Origin of the sequence: Blastococcus mobilis (assembly GCF_900188025.1) — a bacterium.
Lineage (GTDB): Bacteria > Actinomycetota > Actinomycetes > Mycobacteriales > Geodermatophilaceae > Blastococcus_B > Blastococcus_B mobilis.
On record NZ_FZNO01000004.1, the window covers coordinates 108,111 to 122,834 of the forward strand.

The 14,724-nt window shown below is 72.2% G+C and carries 12 protein-coding genes; 4 read left to right on the top strand and 8 right to left on the bottom strand.

Going from position 1 to position 14,724, the window contains the following annotated elements:
• The first annotated feature begins 22 nt into the window (after nucleotides 1–22).
• The gene (locus CHB94_RS05210; RefSeq protein WP_089335514.1) at nucleotides 23–1,801 is read left to right on the top strand and encodes an L-lactate permease; all 1,779 of its coding nucleotides are present in this window, start codon (nucleotides 23–25) and stop codon (nucleotides 1,799–1,801) included.
• 187 nt (nucleotides 1,802–1,988) lie between these two features.
• Here CHB94_RS05210 and CHB94_RS26555 read toward each other — a convergent pair whose 3' ends face one another.
• From CHB94_RS26555 to dnaK, 5 genes are read right to left on the bottom strand one after another with little or no spacing between them, the layout of a single operon-like run.
• Complete coding sequence (locus CHB94_RS26555) at nucleotides 1,989–2,480, bottom strand: MarR family winged helix-turn-helix transcriptional regulator (protein ID WP_089335515.1); 492 nt, start codon at nucleotides 2,478–2,480, stop codon at nucleotides 1,989–1,991.
• On the bottom strand, nucleotides 2,477–2,914 hold the full coding sequence (locus tag CHB94_RS05220; RefSeq protein WP_089335516.1) for a heat shock protein transcriptional repressor HspR: 438 nt from the start codon (nucleotides 2,912–2,914) through the stop codon (nucleotides 2,477–2,479). The genes CHB94_RS26555 and CHB94_RS05220 overlap by 4 nt, the downstream gene beginning before the upstream one ends.
• A complete protein-coding gene (gene dnaJ, locus CHB94_RS05225) occupies nucleotides 2,911–4,110 on the bottom strand; it encodes a molecular chaperone DnaJ (protein ID WP_089335517.1) in 1,200 nt (399 codons plus the stop codon). Before dnaJ ends, CHB94_RS05220 begins: the two co-directional genes overlap by 4 nt.
• A 34-nt stretch (nucleotides 4,111–4,144) precedes the next feature.
• Nucleotides 4,145–4,894, bottom strand: a complete 750-nt coding sequence (gene grpE, locus CHB94_RS05230; protein WP_089335518.1) for a nucleotide exchange factor GrpE — start codon at nucleotides 4,892–4,894, stop codon at nucleotides 4,145–4,147.
• Nucleotides 4,891–6,756: a molecular chaperone DnaK gene (gene dnaK / locus CHB94_RS05235; protein ID WP_089335606.1), complete on the bottom strand. Its 1,866-nt coding sequence runs from the start codon at nucleotides 6,754–6,756 to the stop codon at nucleotides 4,891–4,893. Before dnaK ends, grpE begins: the two co-directional genes overlap by 4 nt.
• A gap of 275 nt (nucleotides 6,757–7,031) precedes the next feature.
• Between dnaK and CHB94_RS05240 the strand changes: the two genes are divergently transcribed.
• Complete coding sequence (locus CHB94_RS05240; RefSeq protein ID WP_254920413.1) at nucleotides 7,032–8,057, top strand: hypothetical protein; 1,026 nt, start codon at nucleotides 7,032–7,034, stop codon at nucleotides 8,055–8,057.
• 71 nt (nucleotides 8,058–8,128) lie between these two features.
• Here CHB94_RS05240 and CHB94_RS05245 read toward each other — a convergent pair whose 3' ends face one another.
• Both CHB94_RS05245 and CHB94_RS05250 read right to left on the bottom strand, forming a co-directional pair.
• Nucleotides 8,129–9,136, bottom strand: a complete 1,008-nt coding sequence (locus CHB94_RS05245) for an HAAS signaling domain-containing protein (protein ID WP_089335519.1) — start codon at nucleotides 9,134–9,136, stop codon at nucleotides 8,129–8,131.
• Nucleotides 9,133–9,465 (bottom strand): PadR family transcriptional regulator, encoded by a 333-nt coding sequence (locus tag CHB94_RS05250; RefSeq protein ID WP_089335520.1) that lies wholly within the window; start codon nucleotides 9,463–9,465, stop codon nucleotides 9,133–9,135. Before CHB94_RS05250 ends, CHB94_RS05245 begins: the two co-directional genes overlap by 4 nt.
• 335 nt (nucleotides 9,466–9,800) lie before the next feature.
• Between CHB94_RS05250 and CHB94_RS05255 the strand changes: the two genes are divergently transcribed.
• A complete protein-coding gene (locus tag CHB94_RS05255) occupies nucleotides 9,801–12,101 on the top strand; it encodes a (Fe-S)-binding protein (RefSeq protein ID WP_089335521.1) in 2,301 nt (766 codons plus the stop codon).
• A 356-nt stretch (nucleotides 12,102–12,457) separates the two neighbouring features.
• Nucleotides 12,458–13,831, top strand: a complete 1,374-nt coding sequence (locus CHB94_RS05260; RefSeq protein WP_089335607.1) for an MFS transporter — start codon at nucleotides 12,458–12,460, stop codon at nucleotides 13,829–13,831.
• Here CHB94_RS05260 and dcd read toward each other — a convergent pair.
• Nucleotides 13,828–14,412 (bottom strand): dCTP deaminase, encoded by a 585-nt coding sequence (gene dcd / locus CHB94_RS05265; protein WP_089335522.1) that lies wholly within the window; start codon nucleotides 14,410–14,412, stop codon nucleotides 13,828–13,830. The two genes, CHB94_RS05260 and dcd, sit on opposite strands and share 4 nt — an antisense overlap.
• Nucleotides 14,413–14,724: the final 312 nt, after the last annotated feature.

The following is a 14,724-nucleotide window of genomic DNA, read 5'->3' on the forward strand; positions in this document are numbered from 1 at the left end:
TCACGCCGAAGTGAGAAGGCCGATGTTCGAACAGGTACTCGCCCCGGTAGCCGGGTCGCTAGGGCTCAGCGCGCTCTGCGCGGCCATCCCGCTGGTCACCCTCTTCGTGCTCCTGGGGGTGATGAAGGTCAAGGCCTGGATCGCGGGGCTGGTCTCCCTGGGCGTCGCCATGGTGGTGGCTGTCCTGTTCTTCTCCATGCCCGTCGGCCAGACCCTGCTGTCGGCCACCGAGGGGGCCGCCTTCGGCTTCTTCCCCATCCTCTGGATCGTCATCAACGCGATCTGGGTCTACAACCTCACGGTCTCCAGCGGCCACTTCGACGTCCTGCGCCGCTCGTTCGCCAAGGTGAGCCCTGACCAGCGCATCCAGGCGATCATCATCGCCTTCTGCTTCGGCGCGCTGCTGGAGGCGCTGGCCGGCTTCGGGACCCCCGTGGCCATCACCGTCGTCATGCTCATGGCGATGGGCTTCAAGCCGCTCAAGGCGGCCGCGGTGTCGCTGATCGCCAACACCGCGCCCGTCGCCTACGGCGCCCTCGCCACGCCGATCATCACCCTGGCGACCGTGACCTCGGGCGTGAACGACGACCCGCGCCTGAACGTGGACACCCTCGGCGCGATGGTCGGGCGGCAGACGCCGATCCTCGCTGTCATCGTCCCGCTGGTGCTCGTCCTCGTCGTCGACGGGAAGCGCGGTGTCCGTCAGACCTGGCTGCCGGCGCTCGTCGCGGGGCTCTCCTTCGGCGTCGCCCAGTTCGTCGCCTCCAACTACATCTCGGTGCCGCTCGCCGACATCGTCGCCGCGCTGGCTTCAGCGGCTGCTGTCGTGGCGCTGCTCCGGGTGTGGAGGCCCTCCGAATCCCCTGACCTCGCCGAGCCCGCACACGCGACCGCGGCCGCCGGGGGAACGGGCGCGACCACCGAGGAGACCCTCGCGGGCGGTCCCGGCGACCAGCGGGCGCGCGACCGGGGAGCGCCGCGCCCGGGCTACGCCGGCAGCTCCGGCGGACCGGCCGACCCCGACGTGTCCTCCGGCGCAGGCCGCTCCGACGGCGGTGGCGAGGTCTTCAAGGCCTACGCCCCGTACCTGATCATCATCGTGATCTTCTCGCTGGCCAACCTCGGCCCGGTGAAGACCGCCCTGGCGGAGGCTCCGTGGACGATCAAGTTCCCGTGGCTGGGACTCAACGTGTTCGCACCCGGTGCCGACGAGCCCCTGGCGTCGACCACCTTCACGTTCAACTGGTTGCCGGCCGCTGGCACCCTGATGATCTTCGCGGGCATCCTCACCGCGCTGGTGCTGAGGGTGTCGCCGGGCCGGGCGTTCAAGGCCTACATCGACACCTACAAGGAACTCAAGTGGGCCATCGTCACGGTGATGGCCGTGCTGGCCCTGGCGTACGTCATGAACCAGTCGGGCCAGACGACCACGCTGGGCGCGTTCCTCGCCCAGACCGGGAACTTCTTCGTCTTCCTGTCCCCCATCCTCGGGTGGATCGGGGTGGCGGTGACCGGGTCGGACACCTCGGCCAACGCGCTCTTCGGCGCCCTGCAGGTGCAGACCGCGGCCCAGGCCGGGTTGGACCCGGTGCTCCTCGCGGCGGCCAACACGTCCGGTGGGGTCATGGGCAAGATGGTCAGCCCGCAGAACCTGGCGATCGCGGCGGCCGCCGTCGGTATGGCGGGCAAGGAAGGGGAGCTGTTCCGCAAGGTGTTCGGCTGGAGCATCCTGCTCCTGCTGTTCATGTGCCTGATCGTGGTGCTCCAGGCGACCCCGGTGCTCGGCTGGATGGTTCCCTGAGCGCCGGCCGGCGACGGGGAGGACCACTGCGCCGCACTCGCTCCCGGTTCTGCTGCACACGGTTGCCTCGGCGGGCCTGAGCGCCCGGCGCCTGCTCGGGGTCTTCGTGGAGCCGACGAGATCGGGCTCCGCAGCGGCGCTGCCGCGGAGCGTGCTCACCCGCTTCCCCGGGGGCTGAGCCGACCGGTCAGGCGGGGCGCGGACCCCTGACCTCGGCCTCGCGGGCCTCACCGAGCCGGTTGAGCCGGGCGAGGAGCTCGGCCAGCGTCGCGACGTCCTCGGCCGGCCAGTCGTCGAGGTCGGCCTCCCAACGCACCCGCCGGGTCTCCCGGATCCGGGCGAGGCGGGCCGAGCCTTCCGCCGACGGGGTGAGGACCTGCGCGCGGCCGTCCACCGGGTCGGCGGCGCGGTCGACCAGCCCGAGGTCGACGAGGTGGGCCACCTGCCGGCTGACGGTGCTCTTGTCCAGGCCCAGCCGCGCCACCAGGTCGCCGGCCCGCAGCGGGCCGGCGTCCTCCAGCAGCGCGAGCAGCCCGTAGGCCGCACCGTCGAGGTCGGGATGCAGCTGACCGGCCAGCCGGGCGGAGATGGCCCGGGCCCGGCGGAGGAGCAGGCCGATCTCGCGTTCCAGCCGGACGAACGCCTCGTGCTGGTCGACCCGGTCCGGGGGACCGCTCACCGCTCGGCCCGCGGGCGCCAGACGACCAGGGCGGAGCTCTGCCGGTTCTGGGGCATCAGATCCCGCCGGTACCCGGCCGGAACGGCGGCCTCGGCCGCCATCCGCCGGGCCTCGGCCATGTCCAGGGCCTCCAGCAGCTCGTGCACCCGGGCCTGTAGCGCCTCCACCTGGGACTCCAGGTCGATGATCCGCTTGATGCCGGCCAGGTTGACGCCGTCCTCCTGGGACAGCCGCTGCACCTCTCGCAGGAGGGCGACGTCCCGCGGGCTGTACCGCCGGCCGCCCCCCGGCGTGCGGCCCGGGCTGACCAGGCCGAGCCGGTCGTACTGGCGCAACGTCTGGGCGTGCATGCCGGCCAGCTCGGCCGCGACGGAGATGACGAAGACCGGGGCGTCCTCGGCGACGGAGCGCGTGGGGTCCTGCGCGCTGCTCATCCCTCACCGCCCGCCTGCACCGCGGCGGTGATCTGCGGGCGCGGGTCCTCGTCCATCTCCTCGGCCAGGTTCTCGAGCGCCTTGCGCTGCGCGGGGGTCAGCCGCGCAGGCACGGCCACCTCGAGGGTGACCAGGAGGTCACCGGAGCGGCCCTTGCCCGGCACGCCCCGGCCCCGGACGCGGAGCGTGCGTCCGCTGGCGGTACCGGCCGGCACCTTGAGCGAGACGGTCCCGTCGAGGGTCGGCACGGTGATCGTCGTCCCGAGCGCCGCCTCGGCGAAGGTGATGGGGACCGTGAGCGTCAGGTCGTCGCCCTTGCGCCCGAACAACGGGTGCTCGGAGACGTGCACGACGACGAACAGGTCACCGGCCGGGCCGCCCCGCCGTCCCGGCGCCCCCTTGCCGGGCAGCCGGATGCGCTGCCCGTCCTTGACGCCGGCCGGGATCCGGACGGTGATGGTGCGGGTCTGGGTGGTGACCCCGTTGCCGCCGCAGGTGGGGCACGGGTCGTCGACGACCGAGCCGGTGCCGCGGCAGTTGCGACACGGCTCGGAGAACGCGAACGCCCCCTGGCTCCGGCTGGTCACGCCCGCCCCCTGGCACACCGGGCAGGTGTGCGGCGAGGTCCCGGGCTTGGCGCCACTGCCCGCGCAGGTCGGGCAGGTGCCCGGACTCTGCATGCGCAGCGGCACCGTCACGCCGAGCACGGCCTCGTCGAAGGAGAGCGTCGCCTCGGTCTCGACGTCCTGACCCCGCGCGGGTCCGGACGCCGCCTGGCTGCGGGCGCGGGCCCCACCCCCGGCGGCGCCGCCACTGAACAGCCCGCCGAGGAGGTCGCCGAGCCCGCCGGCACCACGCCCCCCGGCCGCGCCGGCCCCACCGAACAGGTCGCCGAGGTCGAACGGCTGGCCGCCGCCGCCGGGGAACCCGCCGGGGAAGCCACCAGGGCGTCCGCCGGCGCCGAACAGCCGACGGGCCTCGTCGTACTCCGCCCGGCGCTTGGTGTCGGACAGGACGTCGTAGGCCTCCGAGACGTCCTTGAAGCGGGCCTCGGCCTCGGAGTTGCCCGGGTTCTTGTCCGGGTGCAGTTCCGTGGCCAGCTTGCGGTAGGCCTTCTTGATCGCCGCCGCATCGGCGTCCTTGGGGACGCCCAACGCGGCGTAGTAGTCCTTCTCGATGAAGTCCCGGGTGCTCATCGGGCGCCCCCTCTCTGTCTGTCTGCCGTGCCGGTCAGCCGGCGGCGGGCTGGTCGTCCGGCGTGACCGGCTGGTCGTCGGTCGCGGGCTCGGCAGCCGGCACCGGCGACTCAGCCGACGCAGGCTCGGCAGCCGGCGCCGGCGACTCCGGCTCGGAGACGCCGACCATCGCCGTCCGGAGCACCCGGTCCCCGCGGCGGAAGCCCTGCCGCAGCACGGTGGTCGCCGTCGGAACGCTCACCTCCGGCGACGTGTCGTGGAGGACGGCCTCGTGCAGCGCCGGATCGAACGGGTCACCCGCTTGGCCGAAGGCCTCGACCCCGAGGCCGTCGAGCAGCCCGAGGATGCGGTCGGCCACCAGCTTGAACCCGCCGGTGAGCTCGTCGTGGTCCCGGGCCCGCTCGATGTCGTCGACGATCGGGAACAGCTGCGCGGCGAAGCGCTCGGCGGCCTGGTCCACCACCAGTGCCCGGTCGCGGTCGACCCGCCGCCGGTAGTTGGCGTACTCGGCCGTGACCCGCTGCAGGTCCTCCGTTCGCTCGGCCAGCTGCTTCCCCAGGTCGCCGTCGGGGGCGGACTGGCCGGGCACCGACTCCTCGGCGACCGGCGTCTCGTGCTCGCTCATCTGTTCCTCTCGGACCGCTGTGTCTCGGGCGGTGGGGCCGGGGGTGGTGCCGGCCGGCTGCTCGCCGGCCGGCACCCGAACCGTGCCCGTGGTCGGATCGATGCGCCGCTTGTCGCGGATCACGACCCGCGGCGCATCCTCGTCCCGGGGGGCGGTCATGACCGCTTGTCGGTGTCCTCGTCGACGATCTCGGCGTCGACGACGTCGTCGTCAGCAGTCGGCGCGGATCCACCGGCCCCACCGGACGCCGCGCCCGCCTCGCCGCCCGCAGCGGCCTCCGCGTTCTGCGCGTACAGCGCGCCGCCGACCTCCTGGGAGACCCGGGCCACCTTCTCCTGCGCGGACTTGATGGCGTCGATGTCCGACCCACCGAGGGCCGAGCGCAGGTCGGTCAGCGCCTCGCCGAGCTCGTCCTTCTTCTCGGCCGGGATCTTGTCGCCGTTCTCCGCGAGGAACTTCTCGGTCTGGTACTGCAGCGACTCGGCCAGGTTGCGGGTCTCGGCCTCCTCGCGGCGCTTCTTGTCCTCCTCGGCGTGCGCCTCGGCGTCCTTCATCATCCGCTCGATGTCGTCCTTGGGCAGGGCCGAGCCACCGGTGATGGTCATCGACTGCTCCTTCCCCGTCCCGAGGTCCTTGGCGTGGACGTGGACGATGCCGTTGGCGTCGATGTCGAAGGCGACCTCGATCTGCGGGACGCCGCGGGGCGCCGGGGGCAGCCCGGTCAGCTCGAACATGCCGAGCTTCTTGTTGTAGGCCGCCATCTCGCGCTCGCCCTGGAAGACCTGGATCTGCACGGACGGCTGGTTGTCGTCGGCCGTCGTGAAGATCTCGGACCGCTTGGTCGGGATCGTGGTGTTGCGCTCGATGAGCTTGGTCATGATCCCGCCCTTGGTCTCGATGCCCAGGGACAGCGGGGTGACGTCGAGCAGCAGGACGTCCTTCACCTCGCCGCGGAGGACACCGGCCTGCAGCGCGGCGCCGACGGCGACGACCTCGTCGGGGTTGACGCCCTTGTTGGGCTCCTTGCCGCCGGTCAGCTCCTTGACCAGGTCGGACACCGCCGGCATGCGGGTCGAGCCACCGACGAGGACGACGTGGTCGATCTGGCCGACCGAGATGCCGGCGTCGCGGATCGCCTGGTTGAACGGCGCGCGGGCCCGGTCGAGCAGATCCTGGGTCAGCCGCTGGAACTCGGCACGGGTGATCGTGACGTCGAGGTGCAGCGGACCCTCGGCGCCGGCCGTGATGTAGGGCAGGTTGATGTTGGTCGACTGCGCGCCCGACAGCTCGATCTTGGCCTTCTCGGCGGCCTCGCGGAGGCGCTGCATGGCCAGCTTGTCCTTGGACAGGTCGATGCCGTTGGAGGCGTTGAACGTCTGCACCAGGTGCTTCACGACGCGCTCGTCCCAGTCGTCCCCACCGAGGTGGTTGTCACCGGCGGTGGCCTTCACCTCGATGACGCCGTCGCCGATCTCGAGCAGGGAGACGTCGAAGGTGCCGCCACCGAGGTCGAAGACGAGGATCGTCTGCTCGGTCTCGCCCTTGTCCAGGCCGTAGGCCAGCGCGGCCGCGGTCGGCTCGTTGACGATGCGCAGGACGTTGAGGCCCGCGATCTCACCGGCCTCCTTGGTGGCCTGGCGCTGGGCGTCCTCGAAGTAGGCCGGCACCGTGATGACGGCGTCGGTGACCGGCTCGCCCAGGTAGGTCTCGGCGTCCCGCTTGAGCTTCTGCAGCACGCGGGCGCTGATCTCCTGCGGCGTGTACTGCTTGCCGTCGATCTCGGGCGACTTCCAGTTCGTGCCCATCTCGCGCTTGACGCTGCGGATGGTGCGGTCGACGTTGGTGACCGCCTGGTTCTTGGCCGACTGGCCGACGAGGACCTCGCCGTTCTTCGCGAAGGCGACGACCGACGGCGTGGTGCGCGAGCCCTCGGAGTTCGCGATGACCGTCGGCTCGCCGCCCTCCAGGACGGTGACGACGGAGTTGGTGGTGCCGAGGTCGATTCCGACCGCTCGAGCCATGGTGATGACCTCTCTTCCGTGGTGCTGGTCTGGGTGGTGCTGCTCCCGGTAGCCGAGGGCCTCAGCGACTTGCGCGAGGTCCACTCAACTTTCTTGCCCACCCTAACGGCAGGGATCGGACCGCTGTTCCAGGGGCCCCCAAATTTCTGCCGGTCGCGTCGCCTCGGGCGTTCATCTGGCGAGTACCGCGGTGTGGTGGCGACGACCGCACCGCAGCGCGGTAGTCGCCACCACGGTGCGGTTCTCCTCCGCGTCGTCCACAGGCGACCTTCCCCATGTCCCGACAGCTCGCACACTTCGCGGGCGCATCCACTCCTGCGCGCTGCCGCCGATCGCCGCCATGGGGTCTTCACCGCCGTCGACGCCCGACGCGCCGGCTACGCCCACCCCGAGTCCGGCACCTGTGCGCGTCCGGACGCTGGCGCCGGCTGCGACGCGGCATCTACGTCACCAGCCACGACCTCGCCCGCGCCGAGGAGGAGGGCCGGCGCTACCAGCTCGAGTGCCTGGCGATCCTGGTGGCGCTCGATCGCCCGGCCGCAGCGCTGAGCCACCTGTCGGCCGCCCGCCTCTCGGGCCTCCTGTGGCGGGGGACATCGGACGCGGACGTACGGCTCACCGATCCGGAGCACAACCGTCGTGGCCGCGGCTTCCGTGTGACGCGAGCGCCGCTCGACGCGACTGAGATCCGCACGCTCGGGGCGTTCCGGCTCACGACGCCGGCTCGCACGCTGATCGACTGGGCGCGCGAGGGTCCACTGGAAGGCGCCGTCGTGGCGATGGACGCCGGTCTTCTCGCCAGGAAGGTCGGACCCGAGCAGCTCGTCGAGGCAGCCGCTCGGGCCCGCCGATGGCCGGGCGGACCTCGGGCGGCGCGTGCGCTCTCCCTGACCGACGGGCGTGCCGAGTCACCGCTGGAGACGCGGGGTCGCCTGCGGATCGTGAGCGCTGGTCTGCCCGCGCCGGAGCTCCAGGTGGAGATCCGGACCGGCGGACGCCTGATCGCGGTCGTCGACGCCTGGTTCGACGAGGCCGCGGTCGCGGTGGAGTTCGACGGGCGGGTCGAGTACACCGACCCGTGGCGGGAACGTTCCCCCGAGCGGGTGCTCTGGGAGGAGAAGCGGCGCGAGGACGAGCTCCGCGCTCTCGACATCGGCGTCGTGCGCATCGCGGACGCGGACCTGGGGGCCAGATGGCCCCGCGCCGAGCGCCGGCTGCAAGCGCTGCTCGCGTCGCCGGGACCGGCGATCCGGCGCTTCGACACGACAGCCCGGGCCCGAGGTCGGCAGCGCAGCGGCTGATCACCCCGGCCCTGTGGTCGCCACCCGAGCCGTACAGGGCTCAGGTGACGACCACGTGGCTGGAGCGGGGGTCAGTCGGTGGCCGACTCGGCCGGGAAGACCGGGAGGGGGACGTGGGGGCGCGGCAGGTCGGTCGCGCACTGGCCCGGGGACACGGGGACCGAGTGGATGTCCACGTCGAGGCCGAGGAGCTCGTAGGACTGCGGGAAGGAGTGCGGCACGGGCACGCCGTCCGCGGCCAGGGGCTGCTCCAGGACCCGGACGCAACGGTCGGCCCACCACTCCTGGAAGCCCACCTGCAGCGGGCGGCCGTCCTGGTCGTAGAGCAGCGCACCCTCCAACGGCGTGCCGTCCGCGGCGTACGGCAGGACGTCGGTCACGGGCCCGTACCGCGACAGCAGTGGGTACTCACCGATCGCGTGCTCGGGCGGGGAGGTCCCGGCCGCGCCCAGGTACGTCCCGCGGGAGACCTCGGACCTGTCCCACGCCACGAAGGTGAAGAGGAGGACGACGACGCCGGACGCCGCGACGAGCAGGCCCAGCGGCCGGGGCATCCGGCGGCGGCCCAGCGCCACGGACCCGGCCACCGCCGCGACGACGAGCACGGCACCGAGCAGGTGGTTGTCCAGCGGGGCCGGCACCGGGAAGTCGCTCACCCCGTCCAGCTCGTGCAGGCAGGGCAGCAGGACCACCAGGTAGCCGCGCAGCACCCACCACGCCGGACGCAGTTCGCCCAGCAGGCGCCCGACCTCGCGGGCGGCGGGCACGATGCGGCGCCCGGCGGGCGTGGCCAGGACGGCGTCCAGCCGCTCCCGCATGCCGAGGCTCGCCGCCCGCGCCACACCGCCCCGGGCCGGGAGGCCGGCGGCCGAGCGGAGGTCGGCGGCGTAGGCGGCCGGCGGGCCGAGGCGGACGGCGACCGGGCGGTCGTCGTCCTCCGCCGCGAGCGCGTCGAGGTGCTGGGCGAGGTCCTCGAGCAGGGCGCTGCGGTCCTCGGTGGGGAGGTCTGCCAGTTCGTGCTCGACGGCGGCCAGGTAGTCCTGCGCCTGGCGGGTCGTCGAGTCCGTTGCCGCGGTCACGCCGCCACCTCCGGCCGGGTCAGGAGCCCGTCGACGGTGTCGGCGAACGTCCTCCACGTCTTGGTCGAGTCCTCCAGCACCGAACGCCCCCTGTCGTTGATCGCGTAGTACTTGCGGTGCGGCCCCTCGTCGCTCGGCACGACGTAGGACGTCAGCGCACCGGCCTGGTAGAGGCGGCGCAGCGTGCCGTAGACCGATGCGTCACCGACTTCCTCGAGTCCCGCGGTGCGCAGGCGGCGCACCACGTCGTAGCCGTAGCCGTCTGCGTCGCGCACCACAGCGAGCACCGCGACGTCGAGCACTCCCTTGAGCAGCTGACTGGCGTCCACTGACCCACCTCACCTTCCGCCACTGTGGCGCTGCGGACAGTAGTGCACGGTGCGGAGTAGTGCGGGTGGTCGAGGACCGGCGTGTCGTGGCCGGGACCGGGTCGGGCCGGCCCGGCCGAGGGCCGGCGGGCCATGGCCGGCAACCGGGGGTTACCGATGAGTAGCCTCGCGGCGCGCCCGCTATCGTGCGGGCATGCGGACAGTGATGCCCGCCTGCGATCCGCGCCCCGGTCCCGGCCGGTGCGGACGACGGTTCGCGCACCACCAAGTGCCCCCGTCGCCGCAATGACGACGGGAGTCGGCCGACGCCGCGAGGCGTACGCGGGAGGAAGAAAATGACGGGCCCGTTGCAGATCGTCCTGGGCACGATCAGCGTCCTGTTCCTGATCGTCGCCTCCGTGATGGCCTATCGGGCGGTCCGGGCGATGGTGCGCATCATCTGCACCGGTCAGCCCGACGGCACCCGGTTCGGGCCGGTGAAGACCCGGCTCAAGACGCTGGCCATCGAGTCCCTGGGCCACACCCGGATGCTCAAGTGGTCGACGATCGGCGTCGCCCACTGGTTCGTGTTCGTCGGCTTCTACGGCCTGTTCCTGACGCTGGTCGAGGCCTTCGGCGAGGTCTGGGACCCGGCCTTCCACCTGCCGCTCATCGGCGAGTGGAGCCTGTGGAACCTGTTCGCCGACATCATCGGCACGGGCACGATCCTCGGGATCGTCTACCTGATCTACCGGCGGCAGAAGGACCACCCGCGCCGTCAGGGCCGCACGAGCCGCTTCGCCGGCACGAACGAGGGCCGCGGCTACTTCGTCGAGGCCGTCGTCCTCACCGTCGGCATCTGCATCCTGCTGATCCGTGCGCTCAAGGTCTCCAGCGACCTGACCGACGCCCCCGCCTGGTCGCACCCGATCTCCGGCGCCGTCGCGACCCTGCTGCCCGACAGCCCCGACCTGCTCACGATCGTCGCCTTCGTCAAGATCGTGGTCAGCCTGACCTGGCTGGTCGTGATCAGCCGCATCCTGAACATGGGCGTGGCCTGGCACCGGTTCAGCGCCTTCTTCAACATCTACTTCAAGCGCAACGCCGACGGCGCACCCGCGCTCGGCCCGCTGCCGCCGATGACGTCGGGCGGCAAGCCCATCGACTTCGAGGATCCGGGCGAGGACGACATCTTCGGCCGCGGCAAGATCGAGGACTTCACCTGGAAGGGGATGCTGGACTTCACCACCTGCACCGAGTGCGGGCGGTGCCAGAGCCAGTGCCCGGCCTGGAACACCGGCAAGCCCCTGTCGCCGAAGATGGTGATCATGGACCTGCGGGACCACCTCTACGCCAAGGCCCCGTACCTGATCGGTGAGAAGACCGCGTCGGAGACCATGCCCGACTACGACATCCTGAAGCCGAGCGACGAGCAGGTCTGGGCCTCCGGGTACGCCCGCATCGAGGGCACCAACGACGCCCAGGCGCACCGCCCGCTGGTCGGCACCCTCGAGGAGGGCGGGGTCATCGACCCCGACGTCCTGTGGAGCTGCACCAACTGCGGCGCCTGCGTGGAGCAGTGCCCGGTGGACATCGAGCACGTCGACCACATCAACGACATGCGCCGCTACCAGGTGCTCATCGAGTCCAGCTTCCCCTCGGAGGCCGGCGTGATGATGAAGAACCTGGAGAACCGCGGGAACCCGTGGGGCATGGGCGGCAACGTCCGCGAGGACTGGATGAAGGAGCTCGACTTCGAGGTCAAGGTGGCCGACGGCCCGCTCGACTACGACATCGAGTACCTGTTCTGGGTCGGCTGCGCCGGTGCCATCGACGACCGCGCGAAGAAGGTCACCAAGGCCGTCGCCGAGCTGCTGCACACCGCGGGCGTCGAGTTCGCAGTCCTGGGCAACGGGGAGACCTGCTCTGGCGACCCCGCCCGCCGGATGGGCAACGAGTTCCTCTTCCAGATGCTGGCGCAGGAGAACGTGGCCACGCTCGACGCCGCCTTCGAGGGGCGCGTCCCCGGCATGCGCAAGATCGTGGCGACCTGCCCGCACTGCTTCAACTCGCTGGGCAAGGAGTACCCGCAGCTCGGCGGCCACTACGAGGTCGTGCACCACACCCAGCTGCTCGGTCAGCTCGTCGAGGAGGGCCGGCTCACCCCGGTCACGCCGATCGACCGCAAGGTGACCTACCACGACCCGTGCTTCCTGGGCCGGCACAACAAGGTCTACACGCCCCCGCGGGAGATCCTCGACTCCGTCCAGGGCTTGTCCACGCAGGAGATGCACCGCTGCAAGGACCGCGGCTTCTGCTGCGGCGCCGGCGGCGCCCGCATGTGGATGGAGGAGAAGATCGGCAAGCGCATCAACATGGAGCGCACCGAGGAGGCCCTGGAGCTCGACCCCGACGTGATCTCCACGGCCTGCCCGTTCTGCATCACGATGCTCTCCGACGCGCTGACGTCGAAGAAGCAGAACGGCGAGGCCGGTGAGCACGTCGAGGTGCTCGACGTCAGCCAGATCCTGCTGCGCTCGCTGACGCCGGTCGGCGTCAGCGCCCCGGGGGCGGAGTCCGGAGCGGACGTCGGCACGAAGGCCGACGACGTCGCCGGCACCGGTTCGGCGGCCACGGAGCACGGCCCGACCGCCTGACGACAGCTTCGGGAGCATCGCAGCGAGGAACGAGCGAGGAGCGGACCGGAGCGCGGAGTCAGGCCAGAGACATGGCCTGACGACAGCTTCGGGAGCATCGCAGCGAGGAACGAGCGAGGAGCGGACCGGAGCGCTGAGTCAGGCCAGAGAAATGGCCTGACGACAGCTTCGGGAGCATCGCAGTGAGGACGACGGCGCGCGTCACCTTCGACGGGGTGGCGCGCGCCGTCGTCGTTCCGGGCGCAGGCGTTCCCGGCGCGGGCCGTCCCGGGAGACGACTCCGCGGTGCGGACCCGACGCGTCCGGCCGCCCACCCCGGCACCTCGGCCACCGCAGGCGCAGAGGACGATCCGTGGGTGACCCGCACCGCCCGCACCGCCCCCACCGACCTCGGCGCCGGCACCGATCGCCGTCGGGGCCTCGCGCTCATCGCCGTCGCGATCGTGCTCACGGCGCTCAACCTCCGGACGGCGGTCACCAGCGTCGGCCCCGTGCTGGAGGAGATCGAGCGCGGCCTGGGCATCTCCAGCGGCCTGGCCGGCGTCATCACCACCATGCCGGTGCTCTGCTTCGCGCTCATCGGCTTCACCGGCCCGGCCCTCTCGGCCCGCTACCGCGACTCGCACGTGCTCGCCGGCGCCCTGATCGCCATGAGCGGCGGCCTCGCGCTGCGCAGCCTGGCCGACGCCTTCCCGGTCTTCCTCGCCGGCACGGCACTGGCCATGGCCGGCGGGGCCCTCGGCAACGTCATGCTCCCCAGCCTGGTGAAGCGGCACTTCCCGGCGCGGACCGGCCCGCTCGTCGGCGCGTACAGCACCGCCATGGGCCTGGGCGCGACCCTCGCCGCCGTCGCCGCGCAGCCGGTGGCCGACGCCGCCGGGGACGAGGGCTGGCGCTGGGCGCTCGTCGTGTGGGCGGTGCCCGCGCTCGTCGCGGCGGCCGTGTGGCTGGCCGTCCCGGCCTCGCCCGGCGTCTCGCGCGAGGGTCATGCCGCCGTCCGCATGCGGGCGCTGGTGCACAGCCCGACGGCGATGGCGCTCACCGCCTTCTTCGGCGTCCAGGCGCTGCAGGCCTACGTCGTCATCGGCTGGTCGGCCCAGTACCTGCGCGACTCGGGTCTGACCGCCGCGACCGCGGGGCTGTTGCTCGGCCTCAACTCCGTCGTCGGTCTGCCGCTGAGCGCCGTCATCCCGTCCCTCACCGTCCGACCGCGGATGCAGCGCCCGCTGCTGCTCGTCTTCCTCGCCAACTACGTCATCGGCTGGGTGGGGCTCTGGATCGCCCCGACCGCCGCGCCGTGGCTCTGGATGACGCTCATCGCCGTCGGCATGGGCACCTTCTCGATGGTGCTCACCCTCATCGGCCTGCGGGCCCGGACGCCCGAGACCGTCTCCGCGCTCTCGACCGTCACCCAGGGCTGGGGGTACGTGATCGCCGGAGCCGGCCCGCTCCTGGTGGGCGTGCTGCGTGGGGCGACCGGCAGCTACGACGGCATGTTCGTCATCGTGCTCGTGGGCGTCGCCGTGCTCGGCGTCGCCGGGTGGATCGCCACGCGGCAGGTCTTCGTCGACGATGAGGTGGAACGGTCCGTTCCCGGCTGGTCACCGGCCGGGCGCTGCACCGACGTGCTGGAGAGCGCGGGCGCCGAAGCGCCGGCCAGCGCACACATCGCCGACACCGCGCCACCGCGCGACCAGGGACGGCGCGCCGCCGCGCCTCCCCGCGACTAGGGACGCCGGGTCTCCGTGCGGGTGAAGTTCCGGTAGGACCGCGACGGCGTCGGGCCACGCTGGTCCTGGTAGCGGGAGCCGTAGACCGCCGAGCCGTACGGGTGCTCCGACGGGGTGGTCAGCCGGAACAGGCACAGCTGGCCGATCTTCATGCCGGGCCACAGTGTGATCGGCAGGTTCGCCACGTTGGACAGCTCCAGCGTGATGTGCCCGGTGAAACCCGGGTCGACGAAGCCGGCCGTCGAGTGGGTGAGCAGGCCCAGCCGGCCCAGTGAGGACTTGCCCTCGAGCCGGGCGGCGAGGTCGTCGGGGATGGTCACGACCTCGAGCGTCGAGCCGAGCACGAACTCGCCGGGGTGCAGCACGAAGGGCTCGTCGCCCTCGGGCTCGACCAACGTCGTGAGGTCGTCCTGCTGCTGGGCCGGGTCGATGTGGGTGTACCGCGCGTTGTTGAACACCCGGAAGAACCGGTCCAGCCGGACGTCGATGCTGGACGGCTGCACCAGCCCCTTGTCGTAGGGCTCGATGCCGAGGCGACCCTCGGCGATCGCGGCCGTGATGTCGCGGTCGCTCAGCAGCATGGCGCGGAGTCTAGGGACCGCCCCGCCCGCCCCTCCGGGCGAACCCGGGCAGGGGCCGCTCGGCCGCCGTCCCGGACCGGCCCGAGACGTGCGGGAAGACGCAGTGCGCCGGTCGTACGCCCGGCCCGGCGGGCGTACGCCTCGTGCGTCCGGCGACGTTCGCCACGTGCCCACGGCGCGCACGGCGCCGACGGGCTGATTCACACATCACGGGCTGTCGCAGATGGCCGAGCGGCTGCGGTCGGAGGCGACGGGCTTCCTGGCCGAGATGCGCCGCTGATCAGGGGGTGCGCTCCCGCGCGGGAGGACCGC